This is a genomic window from Nonomuraea sp. NPDC049684 (assembly GCF_044465345.1).
Lineage (GTDB): Bacteria > Actinomycetota > Actinomycetes > Streptosporangiales > Streptosporangiaceae > Nonomuraea.
Genome location: NZ_JBITLO010000020.1, coordinates 72,537 through 98,121 on the forward strand (window position 1 = coordinate 72,537; position 25,585 = coordinate 98,121).

Genomic DNA, 25,585 nt, shown 5'->3' on the forward strand with positions numbered 1-25,585 from the left:
GCGGAGGGACGCGACAGAGAGGCATGACACCGATGAACGGGCTCCCGTGAGCGAGCACGAGACGTGGCAGGACGCCCGGCTGCTGGCCGCCGTGGCCGACGGCGACCGGCGTGCGCTGGAAGTCCTCTATGCCCGGCACGCGCCCTGGCTGCTCCTCCGGCTCACCCGCCGCTGCGCCGACCCGGCCGTGGTGGACGAGGCGGTCCAGGACACCTTCGTCGCGGTCTGGCGTACCGCGCGCAAATGGAACGGTCGGGGCGAGGTCGCGGCCTGGATCTGGGGGATCGGCGTGCGCCGCCTGCTCGACCAGCTGCGCCGCCGCCCCGCGGCGGCGCTGCCCGCCCACGAGCAGGTCATGGTCTCCGCCGAGGAGCAGGTGCTGCTCGGCATCGAGTACGGCGAGCTCGGCCGGGCGCTCAACCAGCTCTCCCCGGAGCTGCGCGCCGTGGTCCAGGCGACCGTCCTGGACGGCCTGACCACCCGCGAGGCCGGGCGCCTGCTCGGCATCCCGGCCGGGACGGTCAAGACCCGGATGATGCGCGCCCGCGCGCTGCTGAGGGAGGAACTGGCGTGAGCGCCTGGCACATGGACGACGGCATGGCCGCGGCGTACGCGGCGGGCGAGCTGGCCGCGACGCCCGCCGCCTCCGTCGAGGCCCACCTGCTGGCCTGCGAGCAGTGCCGGCTCCTGCTGGCCCCGCGGGTGCCGCGGGCCCGCCTGGACCGGGTCTGGGACGACATCGCCGACGCCGTGGACGCGCCCGCGCCCCGCCCGGTCGAACGGCTGCTGCGGGCCGCCGGGATGCGCGAGCACACCGCCCGCCTGCTGGGCGCCACGACCTCGCTGCGGCTGCCGTGGCTGGCCGCGAGCGCCGTGGCGCTGTTCTTCGCCGCGCTGGCCTCGGGGGAGACGACCCGGTGGGGGCTGCTGACGTTCCTCACGCTGGCGCCCGTCGTGCCGGTGGCCGGGGTCGCCGTGGCCTTCGGGCGGGACGGCGATCCGGCGTACGAGATCGGGCTGGCCGCGCCGTACTCGACGTTCCGGCTGATGCTGATGCGGGCCGCCGCCGTGGTGGCGACGTCGTCGGCGCTGGCGCTGGCGGCCGGGCTGACCCTGCCGGGCGGCGGCTGGGCGACGGCCGCGTGGCTGCTGCCCTCGCTCGCCCTGACCTCGCTGACCCTGGCGCTGTCCAGCCGGTACGACCCGCGCCGCTGCGCCGTCGCGGTGACCGTGCCCTGGGTGGCCGCGGTCGTCGCCACGAACGTGCGCGAGCCGGACCTGGCCATGTTCGGGGCCGCCGGGCAGGCCGGCTACCTGGCCGTCATCGTGCTGTCCGTCGTGCTGCTCGCCGTCCGCCGCAGGGAGTTCTCATGATCGAGGCAGTCGGCCTGGTGAAGACCTACGGCCGCCACCGGGCCCTGGACGGGCTCACCCTCAGCGCGGGCAAGGGCGTCACCGGCCTGCTCGGCCCGAACGGCGCGGGCAAGAGCACCCTCGTACGGGTCATGGCGACCGTCCTCGCGCCGGACGGCGGCGAGCTGCGGCTGCTCGGCCGCGACCCGGGCACGGGCCGGCTGGAGATCCGGCGGCGGCTCGGCTACCTGCCGCAGGAACTGGGCTTCCAGCGCGGACTCACCGCCTTCGAGTTCGTCGACTACGTGGCGGTGCTGAAGGAGATGACACACCGCCGGTCCAGGCACGACGAGGTGCGCCGGGTGATCGAGGAGGTCGGGCTCACGTCCGTGAGCGGCAGGCGCGTCCGTACGCTGTCGGGCGGCATGCGGCGGCGGCTCGGCATCGCGCAGGCCCTGCTCGGCGAGCCCGAGCTGATCCTCCTGGACGAGCCCGCCGCCGGCCTCGACCCGGAGCAGCGGCTGCTGTTCGGCGAGCTGGTCGCCCGGCTCGGCCAGGACCGCGCGGTCGTGCTGTCCACCCACCAGACGGAGGACGTCGCCGCCCTCTGCGACCGGGTGGTCGTGCTCAAGGGCGGCCGGTGCGCGTTCACCGGCACCCCCGCCGAGCTGCGGGCGCTGGCCGAGGGGCAGGTCTGGGTGTCGGCGGAGAAGGTCGGCGGCCGCACGCGGCGGACCGGCGACGGCCTGTACCGCGGCCTCGGCCCCGCCCCCGGGGACGCCCGCCCCGCCGACCCCACCCTGGAGGACGGCTACCTGCTGCTCCTCACCGGCGCGACCACGGAGACGACGGCATGACCCGCCACGTGAGCCCGGTCGCACCGGGCGGATCCGACGAGCTGGAGAACGGCGGGGGCGCCGCGCACCTGCTGCCCTCGCTCGCGCTGGCCGAGACCCGGCGGCTGATGCTGCACCCGCTCGCGATCACGGGCCTTGCCCTGTACCTGGTCGGCCTGGCCACCACGGAATGGGCGCCCCGGCCCGCCTACAGCGCGCTCACCAACGAACTCGTCCTCCCGCTGGGTGTGCCGGTGTTCTTCGCCGCGACGCTCACGGCCTCGGCGACCAGACGCGCGGGCACCGACGAGCTGCTGGCCGCCACCCCCGCCGGACGCGACCTGCGCACCGCGGCCTCCTGCCTGGCCGCGCTGGGGCCGTTCCTGCTGGCCTGCGCGATGCAGGCCGTCCTGGCGACGGTCTGCGCGGTCGCCGGCGTCGAGCTGGAGCGCTTCCCGAGCCCGTACGAGATCGCGGCCGGGCCGCTGTGCGTGCTCGGGGCCGGCACGCTGGGGGTCGCGGTGGCCCGGTGGCTGCCGTGGCCGGGGGCGTCCGTCCTGGTGATGCTGGCGCTGGTCGCCGTCAACGGGGTGGTGGAGCCGCTGCACTCGACGCTGACCATGCTGGGCTTCTACGTCGAGTTCGCGCGGTGGGGGCCGCCGCCGTACCTGGAGGCCGTGGGGTTCGTGTCCGGTTCGCCCGACTGGCACGCCCTCTACCTGCTGGCGCTGAGCCTGGGGGCCGGGGCGCTGGCGATGACCCGCGACTCCGCCCGGCGCGGGCTCTGGCTCGGCGTCGGGGCCGTCCTGCTCGCGACCGCGGCCGTCGCCGCCACCCGGCAACTCCCATGACCCTCGTGCGGGCGCCCGGCGCGCGGGGCCGGCCGCGTGCGCTGCTCGTGCGGGTGTCTGGTGTGCGGGGCCGGGCGCGTGCGCTGCTCGTGCGGGTGTCTGGTGTGCGGGGCCGGGCGCGTGCGCTGCTCGTGCGGGTGTCCGGTGTGCGGGGCCGGGTGTTCGCGTTGCTGGTCCGGGTGCCCGGGGTGCGTGGCTGGGCGGGGGCGTCGCTGGTCCGGCGGCTGCGGCGGGCCGTCGCCTCCACCGGGCCGCAGGCCGCGCTGGCCGCCGTGGTCGAGCTGGTACAGGACGGGCTGCCGGCCGCCGGGGTCGCCGTGGAGCTGCCCGGCGTCCGGATCGCGGCGGGCGAGCCAGGACCGGTGGCCTGCGACGTGCCGCTCGTATGGCACGGCCGGGCGGTGGGCCGCCTGCTGATCACCCCGTCCGCCGACCCGCGGGCGGTCGCCGCGATCACCCCGTACGTCGCCGGCGCCGCCCACAGCATGGCCGTCACCGCGGACCTGCGCCGGGCCGGGGAACGCGTGCTCGCCATCCGCGAGGAGGAACGTCGCCGCCTCCACCACGACCTGCGCGAAGGGCTCGGCCGGGCCCTGCGCGACCTGGCCGGGACGGTCGACGCCGCCGCCACCGGCCACCGCACCGACCCGGCGGCGGCCGACCGGCTCCTGCACGACCTGAGCGCCGCCATGAACACGATCAGCCAGGAGATCAGAGCCCTCCTCCAGGACCCGGGCCCGCGCCCCTGGGTGCCGTCGCCGCGGCCGGTGACCGTGGCCCGCGCGCCGAGCGCCGTACCGAGACGGCCAGGGCCCACCCGTCGCTGACCGCGATCAGCACGATCACCAGGTAGCGTCGGCCGCCCGCTCATGCCCGCCCGACCGGCCGGCCGGCGGTCATCGCTTCGGGGTCACCCGTACGACGGCGCGGCCGCGGTCGAAGGAGAGGAAGCGCAGGACGACGTCGTTCAGGGTGAGCGTGGTGACGCCCCGGATGTAGCCCGAGCAGCCCCCGCCCTCGTCGAACTTGCAGGTGGACGCGCCGCCCTGCTCGCCCTGGGAGCTCATGTCCCCGCCCCCGGTGAAGTCCGCCTCCCACGTGACCTTGTCGCCCTGGACGCTCCCGACGGCGAACCGCGAGACCCCGTGACGCTGCCCGAACTTCAGGACGTCGCCGGCCCGGAGGGTGACCTCGCACCGGGCGTCCGCGCACCCGCCGACCTCCCGCCCGCCATCGCCCGCGGCGGCACCGGGAGACGACCCGTCCGGCGCGGACCCGTCCGGCGCGGATTCGGACGCGGCGGATCCGGGCGGCGCGGACGCGGACGGCGACGTGCGCCCGGTCGTCCCGACGGGACCGGCGCATCCGGTCAGCGAGCAAGCCAGCAGGAGTACAAGCCACTTGACCATGGCAAACACCCTAGGCTCCGGGACGGACCTGGCCCCGGAGCCTCGCCCGGCGCGCCGCCGCACGACCTCAACGAGTGACGCGCAGGGCCCACTCGACCGAGTCCGGGGCCTGGACCCGTACCGTCATGGTCTTCCTGCGGCCCAGGTCGAGGCGGTTCATGACGGGGCTGATCAGGTCGTCGAGGCAGGTGAAGGGCATGTCGACGCCCGGCTCCAGGATGATCTCGGCCTTGCCCGCGCCCCGGCAGCGGAACAGCACCCACAGCTCGTCCCTGCCGGGCGGCACGTCCCCCACGACCATGCTGCCCTTCCTCGGCCCCGCCTTGAGCACGGTCGTGGTGCCGGCCTCCACCCCCGGCAGGCGCACGGCCTCGCGACGGGGTGAGGGCGTGCTCGACGGGGTGGTGTCCGGCCGCACCGCCGCAGGACCGGCCGGCGGCGCGGCCGTGCAGGCCGTCGCCAGCCACAGCAGGCAGCAGGAACCGACGAGAGAAGCCGTTTTGCGGACCGTCATGCCGAGCTCCCTCTTGTCTGGCGCACCGGCCGGCGCACGCGCGGGCCGGTCGCGGATGGAACTGGGGCGGAACGAGATGGAACGCCCTGATTTACGTGAGGCATTCGTCGAAGTACTCGATACCCGCCGGCCGCACCGGCCACGTCACCGGGCGGCGCCGTTCTCCGGTGTCGCCGCTGGCGTTGCTCATCGCCGGTCAGGGGTTCTCCGGCTTCGGCGACCAGTTCTTCGTCGTCGCCCTTCCCGGGATCGTGCTGCTGCGGCACGGCACCGCGACCCTCGGCACGGTGCTGACGGTCTACGGGGTCTTCCGGCTGGCCGGGCTCGTGCTCGGCGGCCCGCTCGCGGACCGCTGGACGCCCAGGCCGGTCATGCTGGCGGCCGACGTCGTGCGGGCCCCGGCCGCCGGGCTGCTGTGCGCCCTGGCCTGGGACGGCGCGGACCGGCTCTGGGCGCTGGCGGCGGCCACGGCGGTGCTCGGCCTGGCCGGGGGCGCCTTCCTGCCGGCGAACTTCGCCGTCATCCCCGACGTCGTCGAGGAGTCGCGGGTCCAGAGCGCCAACAGCCGCAACTACGCGACCGCGCAGGCCGTCGCGCTGACCGGGCCGGTGGTCGCGGGCGTGTTCGTCGCCCGTCTGGGCCCGGGGCCGGCGCTCGCCGTGGACGCGGTCTCGTTCGTCGTGTCGGTGGCCACCTTGTGGTTCGTCCGGCCGCGCCCTGACCGGGTGCGTCCGGAGCGGGGCCGCGGCGGGCCCGGCATGTGGGCCGTCGTGCGCGGGTTCCCGCTGTTCAGGGTCATCCTGACGCTGGCCGCCGTCGGCAATCTCGGGTTCGCCGGGATCCTGGAGGTCGGGCTGCCGGCGCTGCTGCACGAGAGCGCGCCGGCCACGTTCTCCACCGCGTACGGGATCGTGCTGGGCGCCTTCGGCCTCGGCGCGCTCGCGGGCAGCGTCGCGGCGGGCCTGCTGCGCGCCCCGCGCAACCCGGTACGGGCGGCGGTCCTGCTGATGCTCCCGCAGGCCGCGCTGCTCGGCGCGGTCGGCCTGGTCGAGGGCCGGGTCTGGCCCGCGGCGCTCTTCCTCGGCGCGGGCGCGGCGAACGCGGCGGGCAACGTGCTGCTGATCACCGTCGTGCACACCACGCTGCCCGCGGAGGTCCGCGGGCGCGTGTCCGGGGCGCTGCTGGTGGCCTCGTTCGGGCTCTTCCCCGTGGGCGCGCTGCTCGCGGGACTCCTGGCTTCCGCGGCCGGTCCGAGGACGGTGTTCCTCTTCGGCGCCGCCCTCGTGGCCGCGGCAGGTGTGGCCGGTCTCGTCTCCGGGCCGGTCCGGGCATTCGCGAGAGGGGGTGAATCGCATGACGTACGAGATGAACGACCTGGGCACTGAGGCGCCGGTCGAGGTGAGCTGGATCATTTTCTGATCCCGGCGACAGGCCGCGGCAAGCGGCAGTCAGCACGAGGGCATCCGGGGGGAACGGCCGGCCCCCGGATGCCCGTCCGGCCGTTTCCGGCCCCACAGCGCAGAAGGACGAAGGAAGATGCCCGTTTCGCTCGACAGACTCATCCGCGTCAAACCCATCTACCCGGTGTACCGCCTGGACGGCGCCCGCTTCCGGATCGGCGCCCAGGCGGGCGTCACCGTCGACTTCACCGACCCGTACGGACAACTCTGGACCCTCGTCGAAGCGCTCGACGGCACCCGGACGCTCGGCGAGGTCGCCGCGGCGGTGGGCCGGGCGCACCCCGGCATCGGCGTCGAGGACGTGCTCGACGCGGTACGCGACCTGGACGGCCGCGGCTTCCTGGAGGACGCCCGCCCCAGCCCGTACGACGGCGGCGACGCCCGCCGCTACCAGGGCAACGTCAACTACTTCAGCCACTACGCCGGCCTGTCCGCCGCCCGCGAGCAGCCGCAGGACCGGCTGCGCGGCGCCCACTGCGTGCTGCTCGGCCTGGGCGGCGGCGGCTCGTACATCCTGCCCATGCTGCTGGCGGCCGGGTTCGGCCGGATCACGGCCGTCGACTACGACCGGGTCGAGCTGAGCAACCTGAACCGGCAGTTCCTCTACCGGGAGAGCGATCTCGGCGCGTACAAGACCGCGGTGGCCGCGCGGATGGCCAAGGAGGTGAACCCCGACGTCGAGTTCGCCGCCGTGCAGCGCAGGATCGGGTCGGCCGCCGACGTCGCCCGGCTCGTCCGGGGCGCCGACGTCGCGATCTGCGCGATCGACGAGCCGCCGTTCGTGGCGCAGCGCCGGGTGAACGCGGGCTGCGTGCAGGAGGGGGTGCCGTACGTGTGCGGCGGCTCGTTCGTCACCCGCGGCCGGCTGTTCTCGGTGCGTCCGCACGAGACGGGCTGCATGGACTGCCTGCACCTGTACTACTCGCGCGCCGACCCCAGCTACCTCGCCCAGCTCGCCGGGGCGCTGCGGGCCGAGCACGGCCGGGTGACCCTCGCCTTCGCCCCGCACATCGCGCTGGTCGCGTCGCTGATCACCGGCGAGGCGATCCGGCTGGTCACCGGCCACGCCGAGCCGATCGCCCTGGGCCGCCAGCTCGACGTGCACTTCGAGACCGGCGAGCTGGAGGTCATGTCCCAGTGGCCGCGCGACCCGGACGGCTGCCCGGTCTGCGGCGACGGCGCCGACGCGGCCTCGTTCGCGGTGTGGGCGGAGGCGGAGAGCGGCTCGCCTATGCTTCGATAGATGGACGTCATCCATCCCCCCAAACTCAAAGCGGGCGACGTCGTCCGCGTGATCGCGCCGGCCTGCTCGCGCGCGATGGTCATGGAGCACGACCACACCGCGATCATCGACGCCCGCTTCGCCGAGCTCGGCCTGACCCTCACCTACGGCCGCCACGTCGACGAGCAGGACGCCTTCAACTCCAGCAGCGTCGCCTCCCGCGTCGCCGACCTGCACGACGCCTTCGCCGACCCGTCGGTGGCGGCGATCCTGACGGTCATCGGCGGCTACAACAGCAACGAGCTCCTGCCGCACCTCGACTGGGAGCTGATCCGGGCCAACCCCAAGATCCTGTGCGGCTACTCCGACATCACCGCCCTGCAGAACGCCGTCCTGGCCCGCGCCGGGCTGGTCACGTACTCGGGGCCCCACTGGTCGACGTTCGGGATGCGCGACCACTTCGAGCAGACCCTGGAGTGGTTCGCCGCCGTCCTGTTCGGTGACGCGCCGGTCGAGCTGGAGGCGTCGAAGTTCTGGACCGACGACCCGTGGTTCCTCGACCAGGACGGGCGCGAGCCGATGCCCAACGAGGGCTGGTGGCCGCTGCGGCCCGGCGCCGCCGAGGGCCGCGTCGTCGGCGGCAACCTCTGCACCCTGAACCTGCTGCAGGGCACGCCGTACATGCCGTCGCTCGACGGCGCGCTGCTGATCGTCGAGGACGACCTGGAGTCGCATCCGGCGATCTTCGCCCGCAACCTCACCTCGCTGCTCCAGGTCCCGGGCGCCGAGACCGTCCGCGGCCTGGTGATCGGGCGGTTCCAGCAGGCCAGCCGGATGACCCGGGCCCTGCTCGAGCAGATCGTCGAGACGCAGCCGGGGTTGCGGGACGTCCCCGTCCTGGCCAACGTCGACGTCGGCCACACCAACCCGCTGGCCACCTTCCCGGTCGGCGGCCGGGCCCGCCTGACGGTCGGCCCCGAACCGTCGCTGACCCTCACCAGCCACTGACCTCGACCGGCCACTGACCCTCGACCGGGCGGTGACCCTCGACCGGGCGGTGACCCTCGACCGGGCGGTGACCCGCCGCCGCTAGGACGCGGCGGCGGGCTCGCGGCGCGGGGCCGTGGCCTCGGCCAGGGCCTTGCGCTCGGCCTCGACCAGGGTGCGGCAGTGCGCCGCCTCGGCCTCCACCCGGGCCTCGTCCCAGCCGAGCAGCCCCGCCATCAGCCGGGCCACCACCGGGGCCGCGTCGAGCGCGGCGGGGATCGCCTCGATGAGCATCCTGGTCCGGCGCGACAGGACGTCCTCGGCGTGCAGCGCGCCCTCGTGCGTGACGGCGTACACCACCTCGGCCCTGATCCACGGGCAGCCCTCCACCAGCGGCTCGCCGAGCGAGCGGTCGTCGTCGACCAGGGCGAGCACCTCCATCGCGAGCGCGCCGTAGCGCTGGACGAGGTGCTCCACGACATCGGCGTCCACGTCATGGTCCTCGGCCAGCCGCCGTACGGACGCGCGCACCGCCGGCAGCCCGTCCGCGCCGATCAGCGGCAGCCGGTCGGTCACCGACCCCGGCACGTCGAAGCCCTCCAGCGCCGCGTCCACGACGTCCTTGGCCATGACCCGGTACGTGGTGAACTTGCCCCCGGCGATCGTGGCCAGGCCCGGCGCCGGCACGTCCACGACGTGCTCGCGGGACAGCTTCGTGGTCGCCGAGCTCTCGTCGGCCGCCACCAGCGGGCGCAGGCCGACGTAGACGCCCACCACGTCGTCGCGGGTCAGCGGCCGGGCCAGCACGGCGTTGGCGTGGTCGAGGATGTAGTCGATGTCCTCGCCGGTGGCGGCCGGCTCCTCGCGGTCGCCGTCGTACTCGGTGTCGGTGGTGCCGACGATCCAGCGCCGCCGGGTCCACGGGATGATGAACAGCACGCTCTTCTCGGTCGGGATGATCATGCCGGTGGACGAGGCGATGGCCTCGCCCGGCACCATGACGTGCACGCCCTTCGACATCCTGACCTTGAAACCGGCCGGCGCCGAGCCGGGCAGCCCGTTGATCGGGTCGGTCCACACGCCCGCGCACACCACCACGGCGTCGGCCCTGACGTCCAGGTCGCGGCCGGTCTCCTCGTCGTGCACGCGGGCCCCGACGACGCGCTCGCTGACCTGGTCGCGCAGCATCTCGACGACCCGCGTCCGGGTGGCGACCACGGCGCCGTGCGCGGCGGCCGTCCTGGCCAGGGTGAGGGTGAAGCGCGCGTCGTCCACCTGGGCGTCGAAGTAGATCATGCTGCCCGACACCGCGTCCGCGCGCAGGCCGGGCGCCATCCGGCGCGACTCCTTGACCGACAGGTACCGGTGCCGGGGCATCGGCCGGCGCATGCCCTCCAGCGTGTCGTACAGGGTCAGCCCGGCCCCCACGTACGGCCGCTCGATGATCCCGTGCTGCAGCGGGTACAGGAACGTGACCGGCTTGACCAGGTGCGGGGCCAGCCGCGAGACCAGCAGGTCGCGCTCCTTCAGCGCCTCGCGGACCAGCTTGAAGTCGAACTGCTCCAGGTAGCGCAGGCCGCCGTGGATGAGCTTGCTCGACCTGCTCGACGTGCCGGCGGCCAGGTCGCGGCTCTCCACCAGCGCGACCCGCAGCCCGCGGGAGGCGGCGTCCAGCGCGGCGCCCGCGCCGGTCACGCCGCCGCCGATCACCAGCACGTCGAAGGACTGCTCCGCCAGCCGGTCGATGGCTGCCTGACGGTTCCTGGCGTCCATCGCCCCGGTCATGTTCATTGATCCCCCGAACAACACCTTGTGCTCATATGCTCACGATCCGTATACCTTTCCCCGATCGGGGAATGGCACACAACGCCGACACCACGAAAGCGGGGGCAGCGGTGGTCGAACGTGTCAAACGACTGGAACTGGCCGGTGAGCTCATCGCCGAGTTCGCCGGCACGATGGTGCTCATCCTGTTCGGGGTGGGCGTCGTCGCCCAGGTGGTCGCGGCCGGCATCGGCAATCACGACAGCATCGCCTGGGCGTGGGGGATCGGCGTCGCGCTCGGCGTCTACGTCGCAGGCCGCGTCACCGGCGCCCATCTCAACCCGGCCGTCACGCTCGCGTTCGCGGCCTTCCGCGGGTTCCCGTGGGCCAAGGTGCTGCCGTACTCGCTGGCGCAGACCGCAGGGGCGTTCGCCGGGGCGCTGCTGGTGCGCTGGAACTACACCGAGGTGCTGAACAAGGTGGACCCCGGGCACACGCTGAAGACCCAGACCGTCTTCTCCACCCTGCCCGGCAACGGCTCGCTCCCGGTCGGCGCCTGGGGCGGGTTCCGCGACCAGGTCATCGGCACCGCCATCCTGATGTTCGTCCTGTACGCCCTGTCCGACTCGCACAACCTCGCGCCCGGCGCCAACCTCGGCCCGGTGGTCATCGGCCTGCTCATCGTCGGCATCGGCATGGCGTGGGGCGCCGACGCCGGCTACGCGATCAACCCGGCGCGCGACTTCGGGCCGCGCCTGGCCAGCTTCCTCACCGGCTACTCCGGCGCCTGGCGCGACCAGTACGGCGACCTGTACTTCTGGGTGCCCATCGTCGGCCCCCTGCTCGGCGGCCTGGCCGGCGCGGGGCTCTACCAGCTCATGATCGCCCGGTTCCTCCCCGAGCCCGAGCCCGACATCGAGGACGCGGGCCGCGTCTGACCCGAACGGAGGAGAACGACCATGCCCGATTTCGTGGGGGCCGTCGACCAGGGCACCACCAGCACCAGGTTCATGATCTTCAATCACAGCGGCCTGGAGGTGTGCAAGTTCCAGCTCGAACACGAGCAGATCCTCCCCAGGGCGGGCTGGGTGGAGCACAACCCGATCGAGATCTCGACCAGGACCTCCGCGGTGATCGAGACCGCCCTCCAGCGCACCGGGCTGCACGACACCGACCTGGCCGCCGTGGGCATCACCAACCAGCGCGAGACCACGGTCGTGTGGAACCCGCGCACCGGACGCCCGTACTGCAACGCCATCGTGTGGCAGGACACCCGCAGCGCCAGGATCGCCGCGCAGCTCGAACGGGACGGCCGCGGCGAGGTCATCCGCAGGAAGACGGGCCTGCGGCCGGACGCCTACTTCTCCGGCGGCAAGATCCAGTGGATCCTGGAGAACGTCGAGGGCGTGCGCCAGGCGGCCGGGCGGGGCGAGGCGGTCTTCGGCAACACCGACACCTGGACCCTGTGGAACCTGACCGGCGGCTCCCGCGGCGGCGTGCACGTCACCGACGTGACCAACGCCAGCCGCACCATGCTGATGGACCTGGAGACGCTGGAGTGGGACGACGAGCTGCTGTCCTTCTTCGGCATCCCGCGCGAGATGCTGCCGGAGATCCGCCCGTCCTCCGAGCCCGCATCCTACGGCACGACCAGCCGGTACGGCGCGTTCGGCGGCGAGGTGCCGATCACCGGCATCCTCGGCGACCAGCAGGCGGCCACCGTCGGCCAGGTGTGCTTCGCGCCGGGCGAGGCCAAGAACACCTACGGCACCGGCAACTTCATGCTCCTCAACACCGGCACCGACCTCGTACGCTCCGATCGCGGCCTGCTCACCACCGTCGCCTACAAGTTCGCCGGCCGGCCGGCCGTGTTCGCGCTGGAGGGCTCGATCGCCGTGACCGGGTCGGCCGTGCAGTGGCTGCGCGACCAGTTGCACATCATCCGCTCCTCCGCGCAGAGCGAGGACCTGGCCCGGCAGGTGGACGACAACGGCGGGATCTACTTCGTCCCGGCGTTCTCGGGGTTGTTCGCGCCGTACTGGCGGCCCGACGCGCGCGGCGCGATCGTCGGCCTGTCCCGCTACAACAGGGACGCCCACCTGGCGCGCGCCACGCTGGAGGCCATCTGCTACCAGAGCCGGGACGTCGTGGAGGCCATGCAGCAGGACTCCGGCGTGGTGCTGGACGTGCTCAAGGTCGACGGCGGCGTCACCGCGAACAATCTGTGCATGCAGCTCCAGTCCGACATCCTGGGCGTGCCGGTCAGCCGTCCCGTGGTGGCCGAGACGACCGCGCTGGGCGCCGCGTACGCCGCCGGGCTGGCCGTCGGCTACTGGAAGGACACCGACGAGCTGCGCGCCAACTGGGCCGAGGACCGGCGCTGGAACCCGGAGTGGAGCGACGAGCAGCGCGAGAAGGGGTACGAGGGCTGGAAACGCGCGGTGAGCCGCACCCTCGACTGGGAGTCCTGACCGCCCCCGAAGGCGCGTGACGCCCTTACCGTGCGCTTACCGGGGCCGCGCCCAGAATGGGGTCTCCAGCGGAAGGAGACAGCGTGCGATTACCGTCCCATGCCGGCCGGACCCCTGGTGGCCACGCTCCGCCCGGCAGGGCCGCGGCGCTGTTCGGAAAGCTGGGCATCCGCGCCCGCCTGACGTTCACCTACGGATCCATGCTGTTCGTCGGCGGGACGCTCCTCCTCACCGTCGCCTACCTGCTGCTGCGCGCGGTGCTCGACGGCGTGGAGTTCTCGCTGGACGTGCCGCCGGGCACCCCCGACGAGCTGGTGACGGTCTGGCGGCACCAGATCGAGATCCAGGCCGTCAAGCTGGACGAGCAGATCCTGCGCCGCATGGTCCAGCAGTCCGTGCTGATCCTGCTGGGCGTCGGCCTGTTCGCGCTCGTCTTCGGCTACCTGGTCGCCGACCGGGCGTTGCGGCCCGTCGCCAAGATGACCGCGACGGCCCGCAAACTGTCCGAGAGCACGCTGGCCCACCAGCGCATCGACCTCCAGGGCCCGGACGACGAGCTCAAGGAGCTGGCCGACACGTTCGACTCGATGCTGACCCGGCTCAACAGCGCCTTCAACTCCCAGCGCCGCTTCGTCGCCAACGCCTCACACCAGCTCCGCACGCCCCTGACCATCAACCGCACGGTCCTGGAGATCGCGCTCTCCGACCCGGCGGCCTCGCCCGACCTCAAGGCCCTCGCCCGCACCCTGCTGGAGGTCAACGCGCGCAACGAGAAGCTCATCGAAGGGCTGCTGCTCCTGGCCAGGAGCGAACGGGAGCTCGCCCGCAGGAAGCCGGTGGACATCGACGACGTGGCGCTGACGGCGGTGGAACAGCTCACGCCCGTCGCCGACCAGCGCGGCGTGACCGTCGTCTCCCGCCTCGGCGGCACCACCATGGCGGGCGACCCCGTCCTGCTGGAACACGCCGTGGGGAACCTGGTGGACAACGCCATCAAGTACAACCTCCCGCAGGACGGGCAGGTCTGGATCAGCACGGAGGAGACGCTGAGCGGCGAGGTCGTCGTCAGGGTGGCCAACACCGGGCAACCCGTGCCGGCGTACGAGGTGGGCAGCCTGTTCGAGCCGTTCCGGCGGCTCAACGCCGATCGGGTGGACTCGGCGAACGGCTCGGGGCTCGGGCTGTCGATCGTCCGCGCGGTCGTCCAGGCCCACGGCGGCGAGGTGACCGCGACCCCGCGCGAGGGCGGCGGCCTGACCGTGACGATCAGCCTTCCGGCCGCTGAGGCGGCCCCGCCCGGCCCCCGATCCGGGCGCGGGCCGCCCCGCGGGCGGGTCGATCACATGCCGGACGGCGGGTACGCCTCCGGGTGCTCCTTCGGGTCGGGCATCTGGTCCCAGGACGGGTCGTCGATCACCTTGCAGGGCTTGGCCGGCCCGTCGACCAGGAAGCCGCTGAACTGCCACAGCACCCTGGGCTTCTCGGGGCCGGAGGTCTGGTCGGCGTTCTCGGTGAACTCCAGAACGGCGGTCTGCCCCGCCTTGATCCGCTTGGGGTCGATCCGCACCCGGCCGTCGCCCATCCGGAACGTCTTCGCGTTGGGGCTGTTGTCGAACGCGTCCTTGATCTTCTTGCGGACCGCGGGGTCCTTGCTCTGGAGCTCTTCCTTGGTGAAGGACGGGCCGGCGTCGGCGGGGGCGCGGTCGGGGGCGCAGCGGGTGCCGGGCTTGAGGTAGGAGACGTCGGCGGGCACGCCGAGCGCCGCCAGGTCCTTCTCCACCTGGGCGGGGTCGCGGAACTCGTTGATCTGCAACGTGATCGTGCCGTCGGTGTTCTTGGTGAGCGCGTAGGCGGGGGCGTCCGAGCCGTTGAGGAACGGCGTCACGACCGCCGCGGCGGCCGCGACGGCGGCCACCGCCGCGCCGGTGAGCAGGCGCCCCCTGGTGCGCCGGCGCCGTACCCCGTTGCGGGCCTCGATCTCGGCTTTCAGTTCCATCAGTACGTGCTCCTTGAAGTTCATCGGATTCCTTCCATGACGAAGGGAGCCATCTCCGGCACGTCCATGAGCGCGTGGCGGGCGCGGTGCAACCTGGCCCGGGCGGCTCCCTGCCGGATGCCCAGGGCGGCGGCGGCCTCGCTGATCGTGAGCTGGTCGATGACGACCAGTTCGAGCATCGCGCGGTCACCGTCGGGCAGTCCGGCCATGGCCTGGAAGGCCCGTCTGGCCAGGTTCTCGGCGTCTATCCGCGCCACGAGCTCGGCCACGTCGTCGGAGTCGAGATGCCGTCGGCCGCCGACGCGATCGGCCAGCCTCAACTCCTTGTACGCCCGCCGCCGCTCGGCCGAGAGCGTGTTGCGCGCGACGCCGTACAGCCAGGCGATCTCACTGCCGCGGCCGGGCCGGTAGGTGTGGGCGGAGTCGAGCACCGCCATGAACACCTCCGCCACCAGGTCGGCGGCCGTGTGGGGATCATCGACCCGGCGGGCGAGGAACGAGGTGACCGCATCGACGTGGCGCCGGTAGAAGGCCTCGAAAGCGTCCGGATCTGTAGCGATATCCGGCTGTTTGCGACGCACCGGCCGTGCTCCCTTCGTCGATTACACCCCTTCTTGGTCAGTAGCCGAGAAAACGTTATGAGAGCCAACAGAACAGACGTCTCGCCCCGGCTCTGACGACGCCGGGCGCGGGCTTGCTACGTTGCCCGGCATGGGCCACGGAACGAGATCACTGAGCCGCGCGGACGTCACCACGGCGCTGGTCACCACCCTCGACGCCGCCCCCGCCTGGCTCCCGGGGAGCGACCAGTACTTCGTCAGGTTCGCGGTGAACGGGGTGGAGGTGGAGCTCAGCACCGTCGAGCGGCAGGCCGGCTCGGACGCCCTGGAATGCGTCGGCGAGGGGCCGTGGCGGCATCACGTCCTGGTCGCGTGCGGTCCGCACCAGGTGCCGGCGGTACGGCTGGAGATCCGGCTGGCCACCGAGCTCCTGCGCGAGCGCGCCGACCGGTACGGGCCGCTCGTCGGCCATCTGCGCACCCACGGCTTCGACCCCGCCCTGCTGCGCCGCGCGATGGACGCCGCCGGCGTCCCGGACGCGCGGCGGCGTCAGATCCTGGAGGGCCTCCGGGCTCAGGACCGCGAGAACTTCTTGAACAGGAAGAAATAGAGCTTGATGTACTGCCCGACGAGGATGCCGTTGATGATGGTGCCCTCGCGGATGAACTGCGGGCCGCCCAGGAAGATCAGCCCGATCGCCGCGGAGACCACCAGCAGCGTGCAGTCGAAGCCGGTCTTGAGGTTGCCCCACTTGAAGCCGGTGCGCTTGAAGACCGTGTTGACGAACATGTCGACCGGCATGAGCACCAGATTGGCGCGGATCATCAGGAACAGGCCGAACGCCAGCGTCGCGTCCGCGACCACCAGGAGCACGAACTTGGCGGCGTACGCGTCCAGCGCGATCCAGCTCGTCAGCATCAGGTTCAGATCGAGGAACGTGGCCAGCACCAGGGCCGGGATCAACGACAGGAAGTTCCTGAGCTTGAAGTCCTTCGGCAGGACGAGATAGGTCAGCAGCAGCATCAGCAGCTCAAGAGCGAAGTTGAACGTCCCCTGGCTGATCGAGGGAAAGACCAGGGTCATCGTCCGGGTGAGGCTGCTCTGCGGCGAGATGCCGATCCCCGCCCTGATGGCCAGGCTGACCCCCAGGGTCAGCAGGTAAATGCCGGCGCCGTAGGTGATCCAACGCCGCACCAGACTTCCGGTGTCGACGACTCCGGCCTCTTTTTCATGCTGTAGCACAGTTGCCTCCTTGACTGTTGGCTGTTCCGGCCGGAGCCTGCCGGACGACGTGGTGCCCGCTTCTCAGAGCACGGCTCAGACCATGAACCCGAAGCGGTCGAGTGAGATGAACAGGGTCAGGAGCTTGTTGACGACCGGCTCGCCCTCGTTGTGGTTGCCCAGCTTCTCCAGGGCGGCGTCGATCGACCGGGTCGCCTCCACCAGCTCGGCCAGGCTCATGTCGGCCATCACGCCGTAGATGTCGAGCGGCAGCGCGGCCCGCACCTGCCCGTCCTCGGTCACGAGGCAGCCGCCGACGAAGGCGTCGAGCTGCCGGAGGTTGTCGCACATCTCGGCGCTGTCGCTGCCGACCACCACGAAGTAGGCGAACGGCGCGGGCCAGAACGTCGACACGGCGCCCCGGTCGATCGAGACCCCCTTGAACAGCCCGTTGACGACGTGCCGGGTGCCGTCCGCGTAACGCTGGACGACGGAGATGCGGTTCAGCCTGACACCGTCCACCTCGGGCACGACGGCGCCGTCCGCGTACGGCACCCAGACCTCCTGGGAGAACTTCAGGTGGCCGCGTCCGTAGACGTCGAAGAGCAGGACCTTCGCCCTGGTCCCGTCCTCGGAGAGCTCGATGGGCGTGAGGTCGAGCTGGTCGGGGGCCAGGTCGGCGAGGCCGGGCCGGGGCTCCTGCACCATGACCGAATAGTCCAGATCGACCGGCTTGAGGAGCTTGCGGTCCTTGGCGACCAGCTCGCCGCCCTTGAACACGTACAGCGGGTTGATCTTCGACAGGCTGTCGGTCAGCACGATGTCGGCGAAGCGGCCCGGGGCGAGGGAGCCGAAGTCGTGATCCATGCAGAAGGAGCGCGCCGAGTACAGCGTGCCCATCTTGATCGCCTGGATCGGGTTGAGGCCCATCTCGACGGCCAGGGAGATCACCCAGTCGATGTGCCCCTTGGTCAGCACCCGGTCGACCGAGATGTTGTCGGCGCACATCTGGAAGTTCTCGGCCGGCCAGCGGCGCCTGACGATGGCCCGCAGCATGGTCCTGATCACCTCGGGGCTGCCGACGCCGAACTTGATCTGGGTCTGGAAGCCGTACCGGATGCTCTTCTCGATGTCGTCCTCGTTCCAGACATCGTGGTTGTTGTGCGCGCCGATCGCGGGCATGTAGTTCAGCAGCATGTCGGGCAGCGCCGTCACGCCCCAGTGGCTGTTGACGAAGCCGCCGTTGGCGCGGCCCAGTGCCGACTTGCGGAAGTCGTCCTCGTTGCCCGTCATGTAGGACAGGTGGGCGAGCTCGCCCAGCCCGATCACCGGGTCCATCTTCAGCATGGCGTCGGTGACCTCGACCGACGTCTTCTTGCCCGGCGCGAAGGCGTAGATCCGGTAGGGCAGCTTCTCGTAGTCCTTGAACAGCGCCGCGGCGGCCTCGACGGCCTCGTCCCCGGCCGCGCTGGCGAAGTCCAGGGTCTCGGCGAAGATGGTGGTCGTGCCGCTCGGGACGATCGCCTCCCCGAACGCCGCCGGATGGGCCAGCTGGGCGTCGAAGTGCAGGTGCGCGTCGATCAGCCCCGGGATCGCGTACAGGCCCTGGCCGTCGAACACCTCGCGGACCCGCACGATCGACTCGTCCGGGTTCAGCGCGATGATCCGCTCGTCGTAGACGAGGATCGAACCCTGGAAGACGCTCTCGCTGTGCACATCCAGCACGCTGAGGTTGCGCAGCAGCAGGTCCGCCTCCCTCTCCCCGCTCAGGATGTCGAAGACCGCCCGCACGTGGTCGTAGTGGACCGAGACCCGGTCCGTCCCACCGGCCTGGCCCGTCTTCTCCTGCTGGAGCATGATTTTTCCTCGCTTCATTGCTCGGCTGTTGGATTCCGCTCGCGGAACGAGACCCGAGGACGCGGCTCCGGGATGCCGGCGGCCGGTCGCGGAGTTTCATCAGAGGGCCGCCGTGGCCGTGTCGCTCGTACGCGCTGTGGCTATGAAATGGCACAGCACCGTTGCTGACAAGCAGCCGTTTTCGCACGGACTGTACTCTTTTCGCGCACGGTCCAGCCCAGGGAGGCCCCATGCTCCACTCACGCGTGCTGCACTACATCGACGAGGTCGCGCGGTACGGCTCCATCCGGGCCGCCGGGGCGCGGCTCCACGTCGCCCCGTCGGCCATCAACCGGCAGATCCTGATGCTTGAGGAGGAGCTCGGCGAGCCCCTGTTCGAACGCCTGCCGCGCGGCATGCGGCCCACCCCGGCGGGCGAGGTCCTCCTCGCCCACGTGCGCAGGACCCTCCAGGAGTACCGCGAGGCCGTGACGGAGATCCGCGACCTGCAGTCACTGCCGAGCGGCGAGGTGGTGATCGCCACGATGACCGGCCTGGCCAGCAGCATCGTCTCCACCGCCACCGTGAACTTCCACGCCCGCCACCCCGAGGTGCGCATCTCCATCCGCGCCCTGTCCACCCACGAGATCCTCCGCGCGGTGGCCGACAGCGAGGCCGACCTGGGCCTCGGATTCAACGTCCCGTCTTCGCCGCAGCTCGAACTGTGCTGGCAGATGGACACCCGGCTCGGCGCGGTCATCGCCCCCGCACACCCGCTGGCCCGCCTGGAGTCCATCCCCCTGGCCCAGTGCGCGGCCTACCCGCTCATCTTCGCCGACCGCTCGATGGTGATCCACGGCATCATCGCCGACACCTTCGCCGAGGCCGGCCTGAAGGTCGAGCCCGCCTTCCACACCAATTCGATCGAGACGATGAAACGGCTGGCCGCCGCCGGTGAGGCCATCGCCTTCCTGAGCAGGTTCGACATGGCCGAGGACCACCACAACGGAACCCTCGCCTTCCGGCCGGTCCGCGACCGCGCCTTCAGCAACAACATCCTCTCGCTCGTCCGCCGCGAGAAACACGGCCCCGGCCCCGCCGCCCTCCTTTTCGCCGAGGAAATCATCCAAACCCTGGAATCCGTGGCCCAACCCTCCGACGAACTCGTCAGGGACGTTCGGCGGGCGTGAACTCGTCCATGAAGCGGCCGAATTCGAGGTCGTAATACGCCCGGGCGATGGGCTCCTTTGTCTTCACGTCGGCCCGGCGGAGGTGCACGGTCCCGAAGGCGTTCAGCCGGCCCACGAGACTGCGGTACTCGCCGGCCATCAACCCGTCGATTCCGCGAAAAGGGTCAGCGTACGATCACGCCGGGATGTGCGGCCTCGAAGGCGGCGAGGCCGGCGGCGGTGAGCCGGAGGTGCAGGCCGCCGGCGACGTCCACCGTCAGGGGCTTGTCCTTGCCGTAGAACACCAGCGAGACATCCAGCTCCAGGTAGGTGTTGTCGTGCGTCTCCTCCATGAAGTTGCGCTCGACGATGTTGGCGTTCCGCGACGCGGCCTCGTCCGCCGTCTTCACGCTGCCGCCGACGCCGCCGAAGCCGAGACCACCGTCCTGCGCCCCGGCGGACCCGCCTGCCCGCGCCGCCACGCCCCGGCCCTGCTCCTGGCCGTGCCCGACCGTGCTCATGGTCTGGGCGTAGACACGCTGCTTGACCAGCGCGGTGGTGATCTCGCGGGCTCCGGTGACGTCGATGCCCACCCTGCCGATCCCCGGGATCTCGTACTCGTGCGCGAGCAACTGCTCCAGGTGGGCGCGCATGGTCCGTTCCTTGGTGGCCTCGGCGAGTGACATGCCGGCCGGGCGGGAGAGCTCGAACCCGTCGGGCCGGTCGGCCAGGGACGGGACCTCGCCCCGCAGCCTCGGCGGCACCGCGCTCACCGGCGCCCATTCCTCGACCAGCGAGGCGGCCGGGAACGCGACCTGGCTGACGTCCCCCCTGGGCACGCCGTCGCCCAGGGTGGCGGACATCCGGTTGGGTCCCGCCGCGTCCGTCCAGCGCGGATCCGCCGCGACGACCGGCGTACGCCCCGCGACCGGCGTGCCCTGCGGCACCTCGGTGGTGAGATGGCCCGGCACCAGGACGCCGACCTCGCCGTCCACGACCGCCCGGGACGTCGAGGTGACCCCGGCGTGCCGGTCGAACAGCCTCCCGGCGCCGTCGTGCCCGGTCACCTCGCCCACCTTGAGCAGCACGTTGCGGGCCACGTTCTGCACGGGCTCCAGGAGCGGGCGGACCGGGACGTGTTCGAGCGTGATCTCGTACCGGACCGGATGCCTGAACTCCTGCGGGGCCTCGCGCGTCTGGTAGCGGTTGATCTCCTTCGCGATCGTCCCCTGCCCGTCCACGGTGTGGGAGTCGCGGGAGTTGGCGAACCCCACCTCGCCTCCCCGGAGCTCGCCGTCGGAGGACTCCATGTAACGTCCTATCGCCTCCGCGCCACGGTCCGTCCCCGACTCGCGCACGCTCAGGTCGCCGCTCAGGCGCTCGTTGCGCAGCATGAGGCCGGCGTCCGGACGCTCGCCGACGTGCACGCCCTCGCCGACCTCGGCCGTGACCCGGATGCCCACGCGTTCGGTGACCCGGCCGTTCTCGTCCGTGACGAACAACCAGGAGGACACGCCGTTCCCGCGAAGCTCGCCCAGTTTGGTGCCGAGCGCGCCCTGGCCGTAGTTGCCGCGCAGGTGCTCGGCCACCGGGTGGTTTGTGAGCTCCTGGCCGGGCGGGAGGAGGCCGTCGCGGCGCAGCAGCTCCACGATCTGCGGCAGCACGCCGTCCGCGTCGAGGTGCTGGACGTAGGCGGTGTTCAACGCCGCCTCGGGCGCCGCGTAGGCCCGCGTCGTGTCCCCGGCCGGCCTGGGCTCCACGGTCTCCGGGCCGTCGAGCCCGTGCCGGCGGGCCACCTCGTCGGGCAGCACGAGGTCCATGATGTCCTCCACCCGGACGTACGTGGTCGGGCCCTGCTCGACCGTTCCTTCGCTGGTCCGGCTGGGGGTGACCTCCAGGACCAGGTCCGCGCGGTACCAGTGGGAGGTGCTGCCGTCGGAGTAAGTGACCCGGGCCACGTCGCTGCTGCCCAGGTAGGAGCTCTCCACGGCACTGCGCTTGGCGGCGCCGTGCACCCCCGCTCGCGCCACGACCTTGCGCTCGGTGCCGCCGGCTTCCCCGGCTCCGTGCGCGGCCCCCGCGGTCTCGCCGTCGCTCAGGGTGACGCGCAGGCCGGTCCTGGCGTGGCCGCCGACCGAACGCCTGCCGCGTTCGCCGTCCAGCGCCCTGGAGTTGCTGCTGGTGTAGCTCTCGTGCTCCACGCCGGTCTCCGACTTGACGTGCCGCACCCCGGCCACATGGGCCTTGACGTGCACGTCGTGCCGCGAGCCCGCACGGTCCGACACGGTGTAGTGCAGGCCGTCGGGATGAGACGTGATCATGGTCTCCAGGTTGATCACGTCCGTGGCGGTCTCGAACACCGGCGGCACGTCCAGCCGCTCCGCGGCCGCAGGCAGTCCCGCCCACCGGTTGTAGGCCCCGGCCAGCGTCGCGGGAAGGTCGGGCATGGCCCCCATCCGGACGATGGCCGACAACTCGTCCGCGCCGGGCCGCCACAGGTCGGCGGGCCGCTCGGCCGACGACTCGACCCGTCCCAGATGGGCGACGTCCTGCGCGAGCACCGGCCGCTGCGGCAGGTGGACGTCCGGCACCAGGACCTCCGCCCTGCTGCCGTGCACCTCCCACGAGCTGTTCATCGTCTCCGTGCCGTCCCGCGAGATCCTCATCCTGACGTCGAAGGACAGATCCCGCGTGATCGTGAAGCCGCCGCTGGTCTCCGTGCGGTCGTACCTCGTGTGACCCGAGGAGAAGCCGGTGCTCTCCGACTTCGTGCCGCTCCCGCTCAGTGACAGGTTCACGGGGTCGATCTTCAGCCGTTCCGTCACGTCGAGGCGCGCGACACCACGCACCTCCGCACGGCCCGTGCGGGAGCTCTCCCGCTGGCTGGTGTCGGTGCGCGAGGTGATCCGGCGTTCGTTGACCGTCAGGTCGGACGCGCCGACCTCGTGCCGCCGGCCCAGCGTGCCCTCGGCCAGGATCTCGAAGGTGTAGCCGCCGATCGTCTTGTCGTACCTGATGCCGTGCAGGGCGTGCGTCAGGTCGGCCTCCAGCGCCACGCCGCCGAAGCGGCTCTCGACGTCCCGCATGACCTGCCGCCGGATCTCCGGCGGGAGGTCGGGCAGCGCCTGGTCGACCGCCTGGCGGATCTGCGCGCTGAGCAGCGTCTCGTCATGGACCCGGACGCCGCTGCCGAGCCCCGTGCCCCGGCCGGCCGCCAGCGTCTCCGGCTCCAGGACGTGCGGGTCGTAGCCGCGGTTCGGATGCTCGCCCCTGGCCGGGTACTCGCCGACCGGTTCGGTCAGCGCGAACTCCGTCCGCACGTCGTCGATCTCCCGGTGGAGATCGGCGAGCTTGCGCTGGATGTCGTTGAACTCGCCCAGCGGGCGCAGATCGTGCCCGAAGACGTCCTGCTCCATCCGGGACGCGTCGCGGGTCGGGACGATCAGCTCGGCGTTCACCTCCACCTCGAAGGCGCCGAGCCTCTCGGTCTCGACCTGCAGCCGCATCCGGGCGTCGTACATGGTGACGTCACCGAGCCGGGTCAGGACGGTGTGGTTGCCGTGCGCCCGGTTGGTGGAGGTGACGTGGTCCGTCCCGTAGCCGACCCCGCCGACGGCCCGCGCGACGACCTCCGCGCGGTCTCCCAGCGGCAGCCCGATCTTGCCGCCCGCGTGGACGCCGACGCTCGCGCCCTGCCGGTGCGACGTGCCCTCGCTCTCGCGCCGGCCCATGTCGTCCCGGAACATCGTCTCGACCGGCGCGCGCCCGCTTCCGTCGATGGGCTCGACCCGCGTGATCTCGCCGCTGATCCGGACGGAGTCCTCCTCCGACCGCAGCAGCGAGGTCTTGTACCGGATCGCCTCGGAGGAGACCCCGCTCGACAGCATCGACTGGCTGCGGTTCTTCATCCCCTGCTCACTGAGCAGGCTGGAGGTGAGATGGTCGGTGATCTTGACCACCTCGCCCGCGGGCAGCCCCGCCGCCAGCCCCCGGCGCTGCACCTCCAGCACGAGAGGCGTGACGTCCAGCCCGGTGATCGCGATCCCGTGGTCACGGAACTTGTGCCCCGCTCCGTCCGGCACCTCGTGGCGGGGGAGCGGCGAGGGGTGGTCGGTGCTCAGCAGCGGCCCTTCCCGGGTGAACTGCTTCGGGAACGGGATGGTCAACGAGAGGTCGGGCACCGCCGCGGTCTGTGTGACCCTCTCGCCGTTGCGGTAGACGTCGAGGGCGATGTCCGTGGCGAAGTAGTCATGGGCGGGGGAGATGGCCTTGTGCCCGCTGATGACCTCCACGCCGTTCGTGTGGGTCGTCCGGGCCGTGCTGGTGACGCCCGAACGGGGCAGGGCGTTCGCCTCGGCCTCGTCCGGCGAGTGGTAGAGCCCCTTCATCAGCCCCGCGGTCCGATCCAGCGAGGAGCCCCGCGAGGACTTGCCCTCCACACCGTCCCCGCCGAAGGCGACCGGCTTCTCCGGGGCCAGAGCCGGCTGCTCCACGTGCGTGAACTCGCTCGGCCGGAGCTTGAGGTAGATCACCTTGTCGCCGACGCCGAGCGTCACGCCCCTCTGGAGGTGGTTGGTCCAGACCTCGCGGTCGCTGCTGGCCAGCGCCTCGGTCAGCCAGAGGCGGATCACGGCTCGTTCCCGCGGGACGATCCCCGTGATCCCGGCGGCCATGGCGTGCGCCGCCGCCCTCGGGTCCACCGGCACCCTGACGTCGTGCACGGCCGTCTCGCCCAGGGCCCCCATCTCGACGACGCGCGGCGGATGGATCTCCGGCTTCGGCAGCCCCGCGTCGGCGGACGCGAGCTGGGACGTCAGCCCTTGAAGCGCCTCGGCCGGCATGTCGGGGCTGTGCCAGCCGGGCGACTCGATGGTCCGCTGGTTGTGGTTCACCGCCGCCAGAAGCGTGTCGGCGCCGCTCTTGGGCCCGTGCCCGGCCCCACCGTCCGGTCCGGACGGCGCACCTCCGTCCGGCCCGGAAAGCGGATGCCCGGACGAAGAGGACGAGTGAGGCGCGGACGGGCCGTCGGCGCCGTGCGGCAGGGGCGAGGCCAGGTGCTGCCCGTCCGCGCCGAGCGCGCTGGACGTGATGCCCTTGGCCAGCAGGTCCCAGCTGAAGTTGCCCTGGGCCAGCATGGAGCCGGCCGTCGTGATCCCGCCGGTCACGGCGAACTGCGCGGCCTGGCCGTACAGCGACGAGTGCGCCGCCGCCAGCAGCTTCTCGGCCGTGGACATCTCGGCCCTGGTCAGACCGGCCCGCAGCGTCGGGGTGGCCAGGCGGCTCAGCCCGCCCGAGGCCAGCCCCATGAGCCCGCCCATGGCGCCGCCGCTCACCGCCGAGATCACGAGCTGCCGGACATCGATGTCGTCCCTGCGGCCCTGCAGCATCTGGGTGCCCTGGATGCCCAGGTCCATGCCGGCCACGATCCCGGCGAACAGCAGGATGTTGCGCCGGCACTGCCGGGCGATCTGCCCGACCGTCAGCCGGGCGAGCTGCAGCCGCGGTGGAACGAGCGCCAGACTCGCCCCGCCGGTGGCCAGGGCCGCGGCCAGCAGATACCCCAGTTGCACGATCAGCAGCCAGACGGTGACCTCGATCATGTACTTGGCGTACTGGATCTGCACGCCCACGCCGTTGAGCGCCACCGCGGCGTCCACGAGCCGCTTGACCGCGAGGGCGACCTGACCGCCCGCCACCTTGTCGACGTGGGCGGCGAAGGCGAGATGAGCCTCCCCGTCCCAGTCCTTGCCGATCCTGCGGGCGCTGCCCGGCAGGTCGGCGCGCGTGCCCTCGACGATCCGGTGCGCGGCGATCACGCACGCGTCGGCCAGCCGGAAGCAGCCGGTCTCGTCACCTTCCGGCCAGTCCATGCCGACCACCCAGCCGACGTACGGCTTGGCGAAGTCGGGCACCAGGAACCCGTCGAACCCCATGGA

General features: G+C 72.1%; 21 protein-coding genes. 13 read left to right on the top strand and 8 right to left on the bottom strand.

What is annotated here, in order from left to right:
• Window positions 1-46: 46 nt before the first annotated feature.
• The 5 genes from ACIBST_RS42535 (at window position 47) to ACIBST_RS42555 (ending at window position 3,867) form a co-directional block, all read left to right on the top strand.
• Entirely contained in the window at window positions 47-574 is a 528-nt protein-coding gene (locus tag ACIBST_RS42535; protein ID WP_397179190.1) for an RNA polymerase sigma factor, read from the top strand.
• Window positions 571-1,374, top strand: coding sequence for a zf-HC2 domain-containing protein (locus ACIBST_RS42540; RefSeq protein ID WP_397179191.1), 804 nt, complete (start codon window positions 571-573; stop codon window positions 1,372-1,374). Before ACIBST_RS42535 ends, ACIBST_RS42540 begins: the two co-directional genes overlap by 4 nt.
• Window positions 1,371-2,210, top strand: a complete 840-nt coding sequence (locus ACIBST_RS42545; RefSeq protein WP_397179192.1) for an ATP-binding cassette domain-containing protein — start codon at window positions 1,371-1,373, stop codon at window positions 2,208-2,210. The genes ACIBST_RS42540 and ACIBST_RS42545 overlap by 4 nt, the downstream gene beginning before the upstream one ends.
• Window positions 2,207-3,040, top strand: a complete 834-nt coding sequence (locus tag ACIBST_RS42550; RefSeq protein ID WP_397179193.1) for a hypothetical protein — start codon at window positions 2,207-2,209, stop codon at window positions 3,038-3,040. The genes ACIBST_RS42545 and ACIBST_RS42550 overlap by 4 nt, the downstream gene beginning before the upstream one ends.
• 95 nt (window positions 3,041-3,135) lie before the next feature.
• Window positions 3,136-3,867, top strand: a complete 732-nt coding sequence (locus tag ACIBST_RS42555) for a hypothetical protein (RefSeq protein WP_397179194.1) — start codon at window positions 3,136-3,138, stop codon at window positions 3,865-3,867.
• 69 nt (window positions 3,868-3,936) lie between these two features.
• Here ACIBST_RS42555 and ACIBST_RS42560 read toward each other — a convergent pair whose 3' ends face one another.
• Window positions 3,937-4,449, bottom strand: coding sequence for a hypothetical protein (locus ACIBST_RS42560; protein ID WP_397179195.1), 513 nt, complete (start codon window positions 4,447-4,449; stop codon window positions 3,937-3,939).
• Window positions 4,450-4,516: 67 nt separating this feature from the next.
• Window positions 4,517-4,963, bottom strand: a complete 447-nt coding sequence (locus ACIBST_RS42565) for a hypothetical protein (protein WP_397179196.1) — start codon at window positions 4,961-4,963, stop codon at window positions 4,517-4,519.
• 95 nt (window positions 4,964-5,058) lie between these two features.
• On the opposite strand from ACIBST_RS42565, the gene ACIBST_RS42570 reads away from it, so the two are divergent.
• The 3 genes from ACIBST_RS42570 (at window position 5,059) to ACIBST_RS42580 (ending at window position 8,653) form a co-directional block, all read left to right on the top strand.
• Window positions 5,059-6,348 carry an MFS transporter gene (locus ACIBST_RS42570; protein ID WP_397179197.1) on the top strand — a complete coding sequence of 430 codons (1,290 nt, stop codon included), beginning with the start codon at window positions 5,059-5,061 and terminating at the stop codon, window positions 6,346-6,348.
• Between the two features lie 151 nt (window positions 6,349-6,499).
• Window positions 6,500-7,666, top strand: coding sequence for a HesA/MoeB/ThiF family protein (locus tag ACIBST_RS42575; RefSeq protein WP_397179198.1), 1,167 nt, complete (start codon window positions 6,500-6,502; stop codon window positions 7,664-7,666).
• Window positions 7,667-8,653, top strand: coding sequence for a S66 peptidase family protein (locus ACIBST_RS42580; RefSeq protein WP_397179199.1), 987 nt, complete (start codon window positions 7,667-7,669; stop codon window positions 8,651-8,653).
• A gap of 81 nt (window positions 8,654-8,734) precedes the next feature.
• On the opposite strand, the gene glpD is transcribed toward ACIBST_RS42580, so the two are convergent.
• A complete protein-coding gene (glpD, locus tag ACIBST_RS42585; protein WP_397179200.1) occupies window positions 8,735-10,417 on the bottom strand; it encodes a glycerol-3-phosphate dehydrogenase in 1,683 nt (560 codons plus the stop codon).
• Window positions 10,418-10,527: 110 nt separating this feature from the next.
• Between glpD and ACIBST_RS42590 the strand changes: the two genes are divergently transcribed.
• The 3 genes from ACIBST_RS42590 (at window position 10,528) to ACIBST_RS42600 (ending at window position 14,603) form a co-directional block, all read left to right on the top strand.
• Window positions 10,528-11,334: an MIP/aquaporin family protein gene (locus ACIBST_RS42590; RefSeq protein ID WP_397179201.1), complete on the top strand. Its 807-nt coding sequence runs from the start codon at window positions 10,528-10,530 to the stop codon at window positions 11,332-11,334.
• Window positions 11,335-11,355: 21 nt separating this feature from the next.
• Entirely contained in the window at window positions 11,356-12,867 is a 1,512-nt protein-coding gene (gene glpK, locus ACIBST_RS42595; RefSeq protein ID WP_397179202.1) for a glycerol kinase GlpK, read from the top strand.
• Window positions 12,868-12,950: 83 nt separating this feature from the next.
• Window positions 12,951-14,603 (top strand): sensor histidine kinase, encoded by a 1,653-nt coding sequence (locus tag ACIBST_RS42600; protein WP_397179203.1) that lies wholly within the window; start codon window positions 12,951-12,953, stop codon window positions 14,601-14,603.
• Between the two features lie 280 nt (window positions 14,604-14,883).
• Here the strand turns inward: ACIBST_RS42600 and ACIBST_RS42605 are convergent, their stop codons facing one another.
• On the bottom strand, window positions 14,884-15,444 hold the full coding sequence (locus ACIBST_RS42605; RefSeq protein WP_397179204.1) for an RNA polymerase sigma factor: 561 nt from the start codon (window positions 15,442-15,444) through the stop codon (window positions 14,884-14,886).
• Window positions 15,445-15,574: 130 nt separating this feature from the next.
• On the opposite strand from ACIBST_RS42605, the gene ACIBST_RS42610 reads away from it, so the two are divergent.
• The gene (locus ACIBST_RS42610) at window positions 15,575-16,033 is read left to right on the top strand and encodes a hypothetical protein (RefSeq protein ID WP_397179205.1); all 459 of its coding nucleotides are present in this window, start codon (window positions 15,575-15,577) and stop codon (window positions 16,031-16,033) included.
• Here the strand turns inward: ACIBST_RS42610 and ACIBST_RS42615 are convergent.
• The gene (locus ACIBST_RS42615) at window positions 15,997-16,665 is read right to left on the bottom strand and encodes a DUF6198 family protein (RefSeq protein ID WP_358296484.1); all 669 of its coding nucleotides are present in this window, start codon (window positions 16,663-16,665) and stop codon (window positions 15,997-15,999) included. The two genes, ACIBST_RS42610 and ACIBST_RS42615, sit on opposite strands and share 37 nt — an antisense overlap.
• 75 nt (window positions 16,666-16,740) lie before the next feature.
• Window positions 16,741-18,501: an adenine deaminase C-terminal domain-containing protein gene (locus ACIBST_RS42620; protein ID WP_397179206.1), complete on the bottom strand. Its 1,761-nt coding sequence runs from the start codon at window positions 18,499-18,501 to the stop codon at window positions 16,741-16,743.
• Window positions 18,502-18,731: 230 nt separating this feature from the next.
• Here ACIBST_RS42620 and ACIBST_RS42625 point away from each other — a divergent pair, with 230 nt between their 5' ends.
• Window positions 18,732-19,670, top strand: coding sequence for a LysR family transcriptional regulator (locus ACIBST_RS42625; protein WP_397179207.1), 939 nt, complete (start codon window positions 18,732-18,734; stop codon window positions 19,668-19,670).
• Here ACIBST_RS42625 and ACIBST_RS42630 read toward each other — a convergent pair.
• Together ACIBST_RS42630 and ACIBST_RS42635 are read right to left on the bottom strand one after the other, a co-directional pair.
• Window positions 19,648-19,809: a hypothetical protein gene (locus tag ACIBST_RS42630; RefSeq protein ID WP_397179208.1), complete on the bottom strand. Its 162-nt coding sequence runs from the start codon at window positions 19,807-19,809 to the stop codon at window positions 19,648-19,650. The two genes, ACIBST_RS42625 and ACIBST_RS42630, sit on opposite strands and share 23 nt — an antisense overlap.
• A gap of 25 nt (window positions 19,810-19,834) precedes the next feature.
• Window positions 19,835-25,582, bottom strand: coding sequence for a hypothetical protein (locus tag ACIBST_RS42635; protein WP_397179209.1), 5,748 nt, complete (start codon window positions 25,580-25,582; stop codon window positions 19,835-19,837).
• Window positions 25,583-25,585: the final 3 nt, after the last annotated feature.

Excerpts from the sequence above, each read along its gene's own strand:
- ACIBST_RS42625 (WP_397179207.1), top strand. The coding sequence starts at position 18,732 with ATGCTCCACTCACGCGTGCTGCACTACATCGACGAGGTCGCGCGGTAC.
- ACIBST_RS42575 (WP_397179198.1), top strand. The coding sequence starts at position 6,500 with ATGCCCGTTTCGCTCGACAGACTCATCCGCGTCAAACCCATCTACCCG.
- glpK (WP_397179202.1), top strand. The coding sequence starts at position 11,356 with ATGCCCGATTTCGTGGGGGCCGTCGACCAGGGCACCACCAGCACCAGG.
- ACIBST_RS42610 (WP_397179205.1), top strand. The coding sequence starts at position 15,575 with ATGGGCCACGGAACGAGATCACTGAGCCGCGCGGACGTCACCACGGCG.
- glpD (WP_397179200.1), bottom strand. The coding sequence starts at position 10,417 with ATGACCGGGGCGATGGACGCCAGGAACCGTCAGGCAGCCATCGACCGG.
- ACIBST_RS42545 (WP_397179192.1), top strand. The coding sequence starts at position 1,371 with ATGATCGAGGCAGTCGGCCTGGTGAAGACCTACGGCCGCCACCGGGCC.
- ACIBST_RS42630 (WP_397179208.1), bottom strand. The coding sequence starts at position 19,809 with ATGGCCGGCGAGTACCGCAGTCTCGTGGGCCGGCTGAACGCCTTCGGG.
- ACIBST_RS42550 (WP_397179193.1), top strand. The coding sequence starts at position 2,207 with ATGACCCGCCACGTGAGCCCGGTCGCACCGGGCGGATCCGACGAGCTG.
- ACIBST_RS42565 (WP_397179196.1), bottom strand. The coding sequence starts at position 4,963 with ATGACGGTCCGCAAAACGGCTTCTCTCGTCGGTTCCTGCTGCCTGCTG.
- ACIBST_RS42560 (WP_397179195.1), bottom strand. The coding sequence starts at position 4,449 with ATGGTCAAGTGGCTTGTACTCCTGCTGGCTTGCTCGCTGACCGGATGC.
- ACIBST_RS42635 (WP_397179209.1), bottom strand. The coding sequence starts at position 25,582 with ATGGGGTTCGACGGGTTCCTGGTGCCCGACTTCGCCAAGCCGTACGTC.
- ACIBST_RS42580 (WP_397179199.1), top strand. The coding sequence starts at position 7,667 with ATGGACGTCATCCATCCCCCCAAACTCAAAGCGGGCGACGTCGTCCGC.
- ACIBST_RS42620 (WP_397179206.1), bottom strand. The coding sequence starts at position 18,501 with ATGCTCCAGCAGGAGAAGACGGGCCAGGCCGGTGGGACGGACCGGGTC.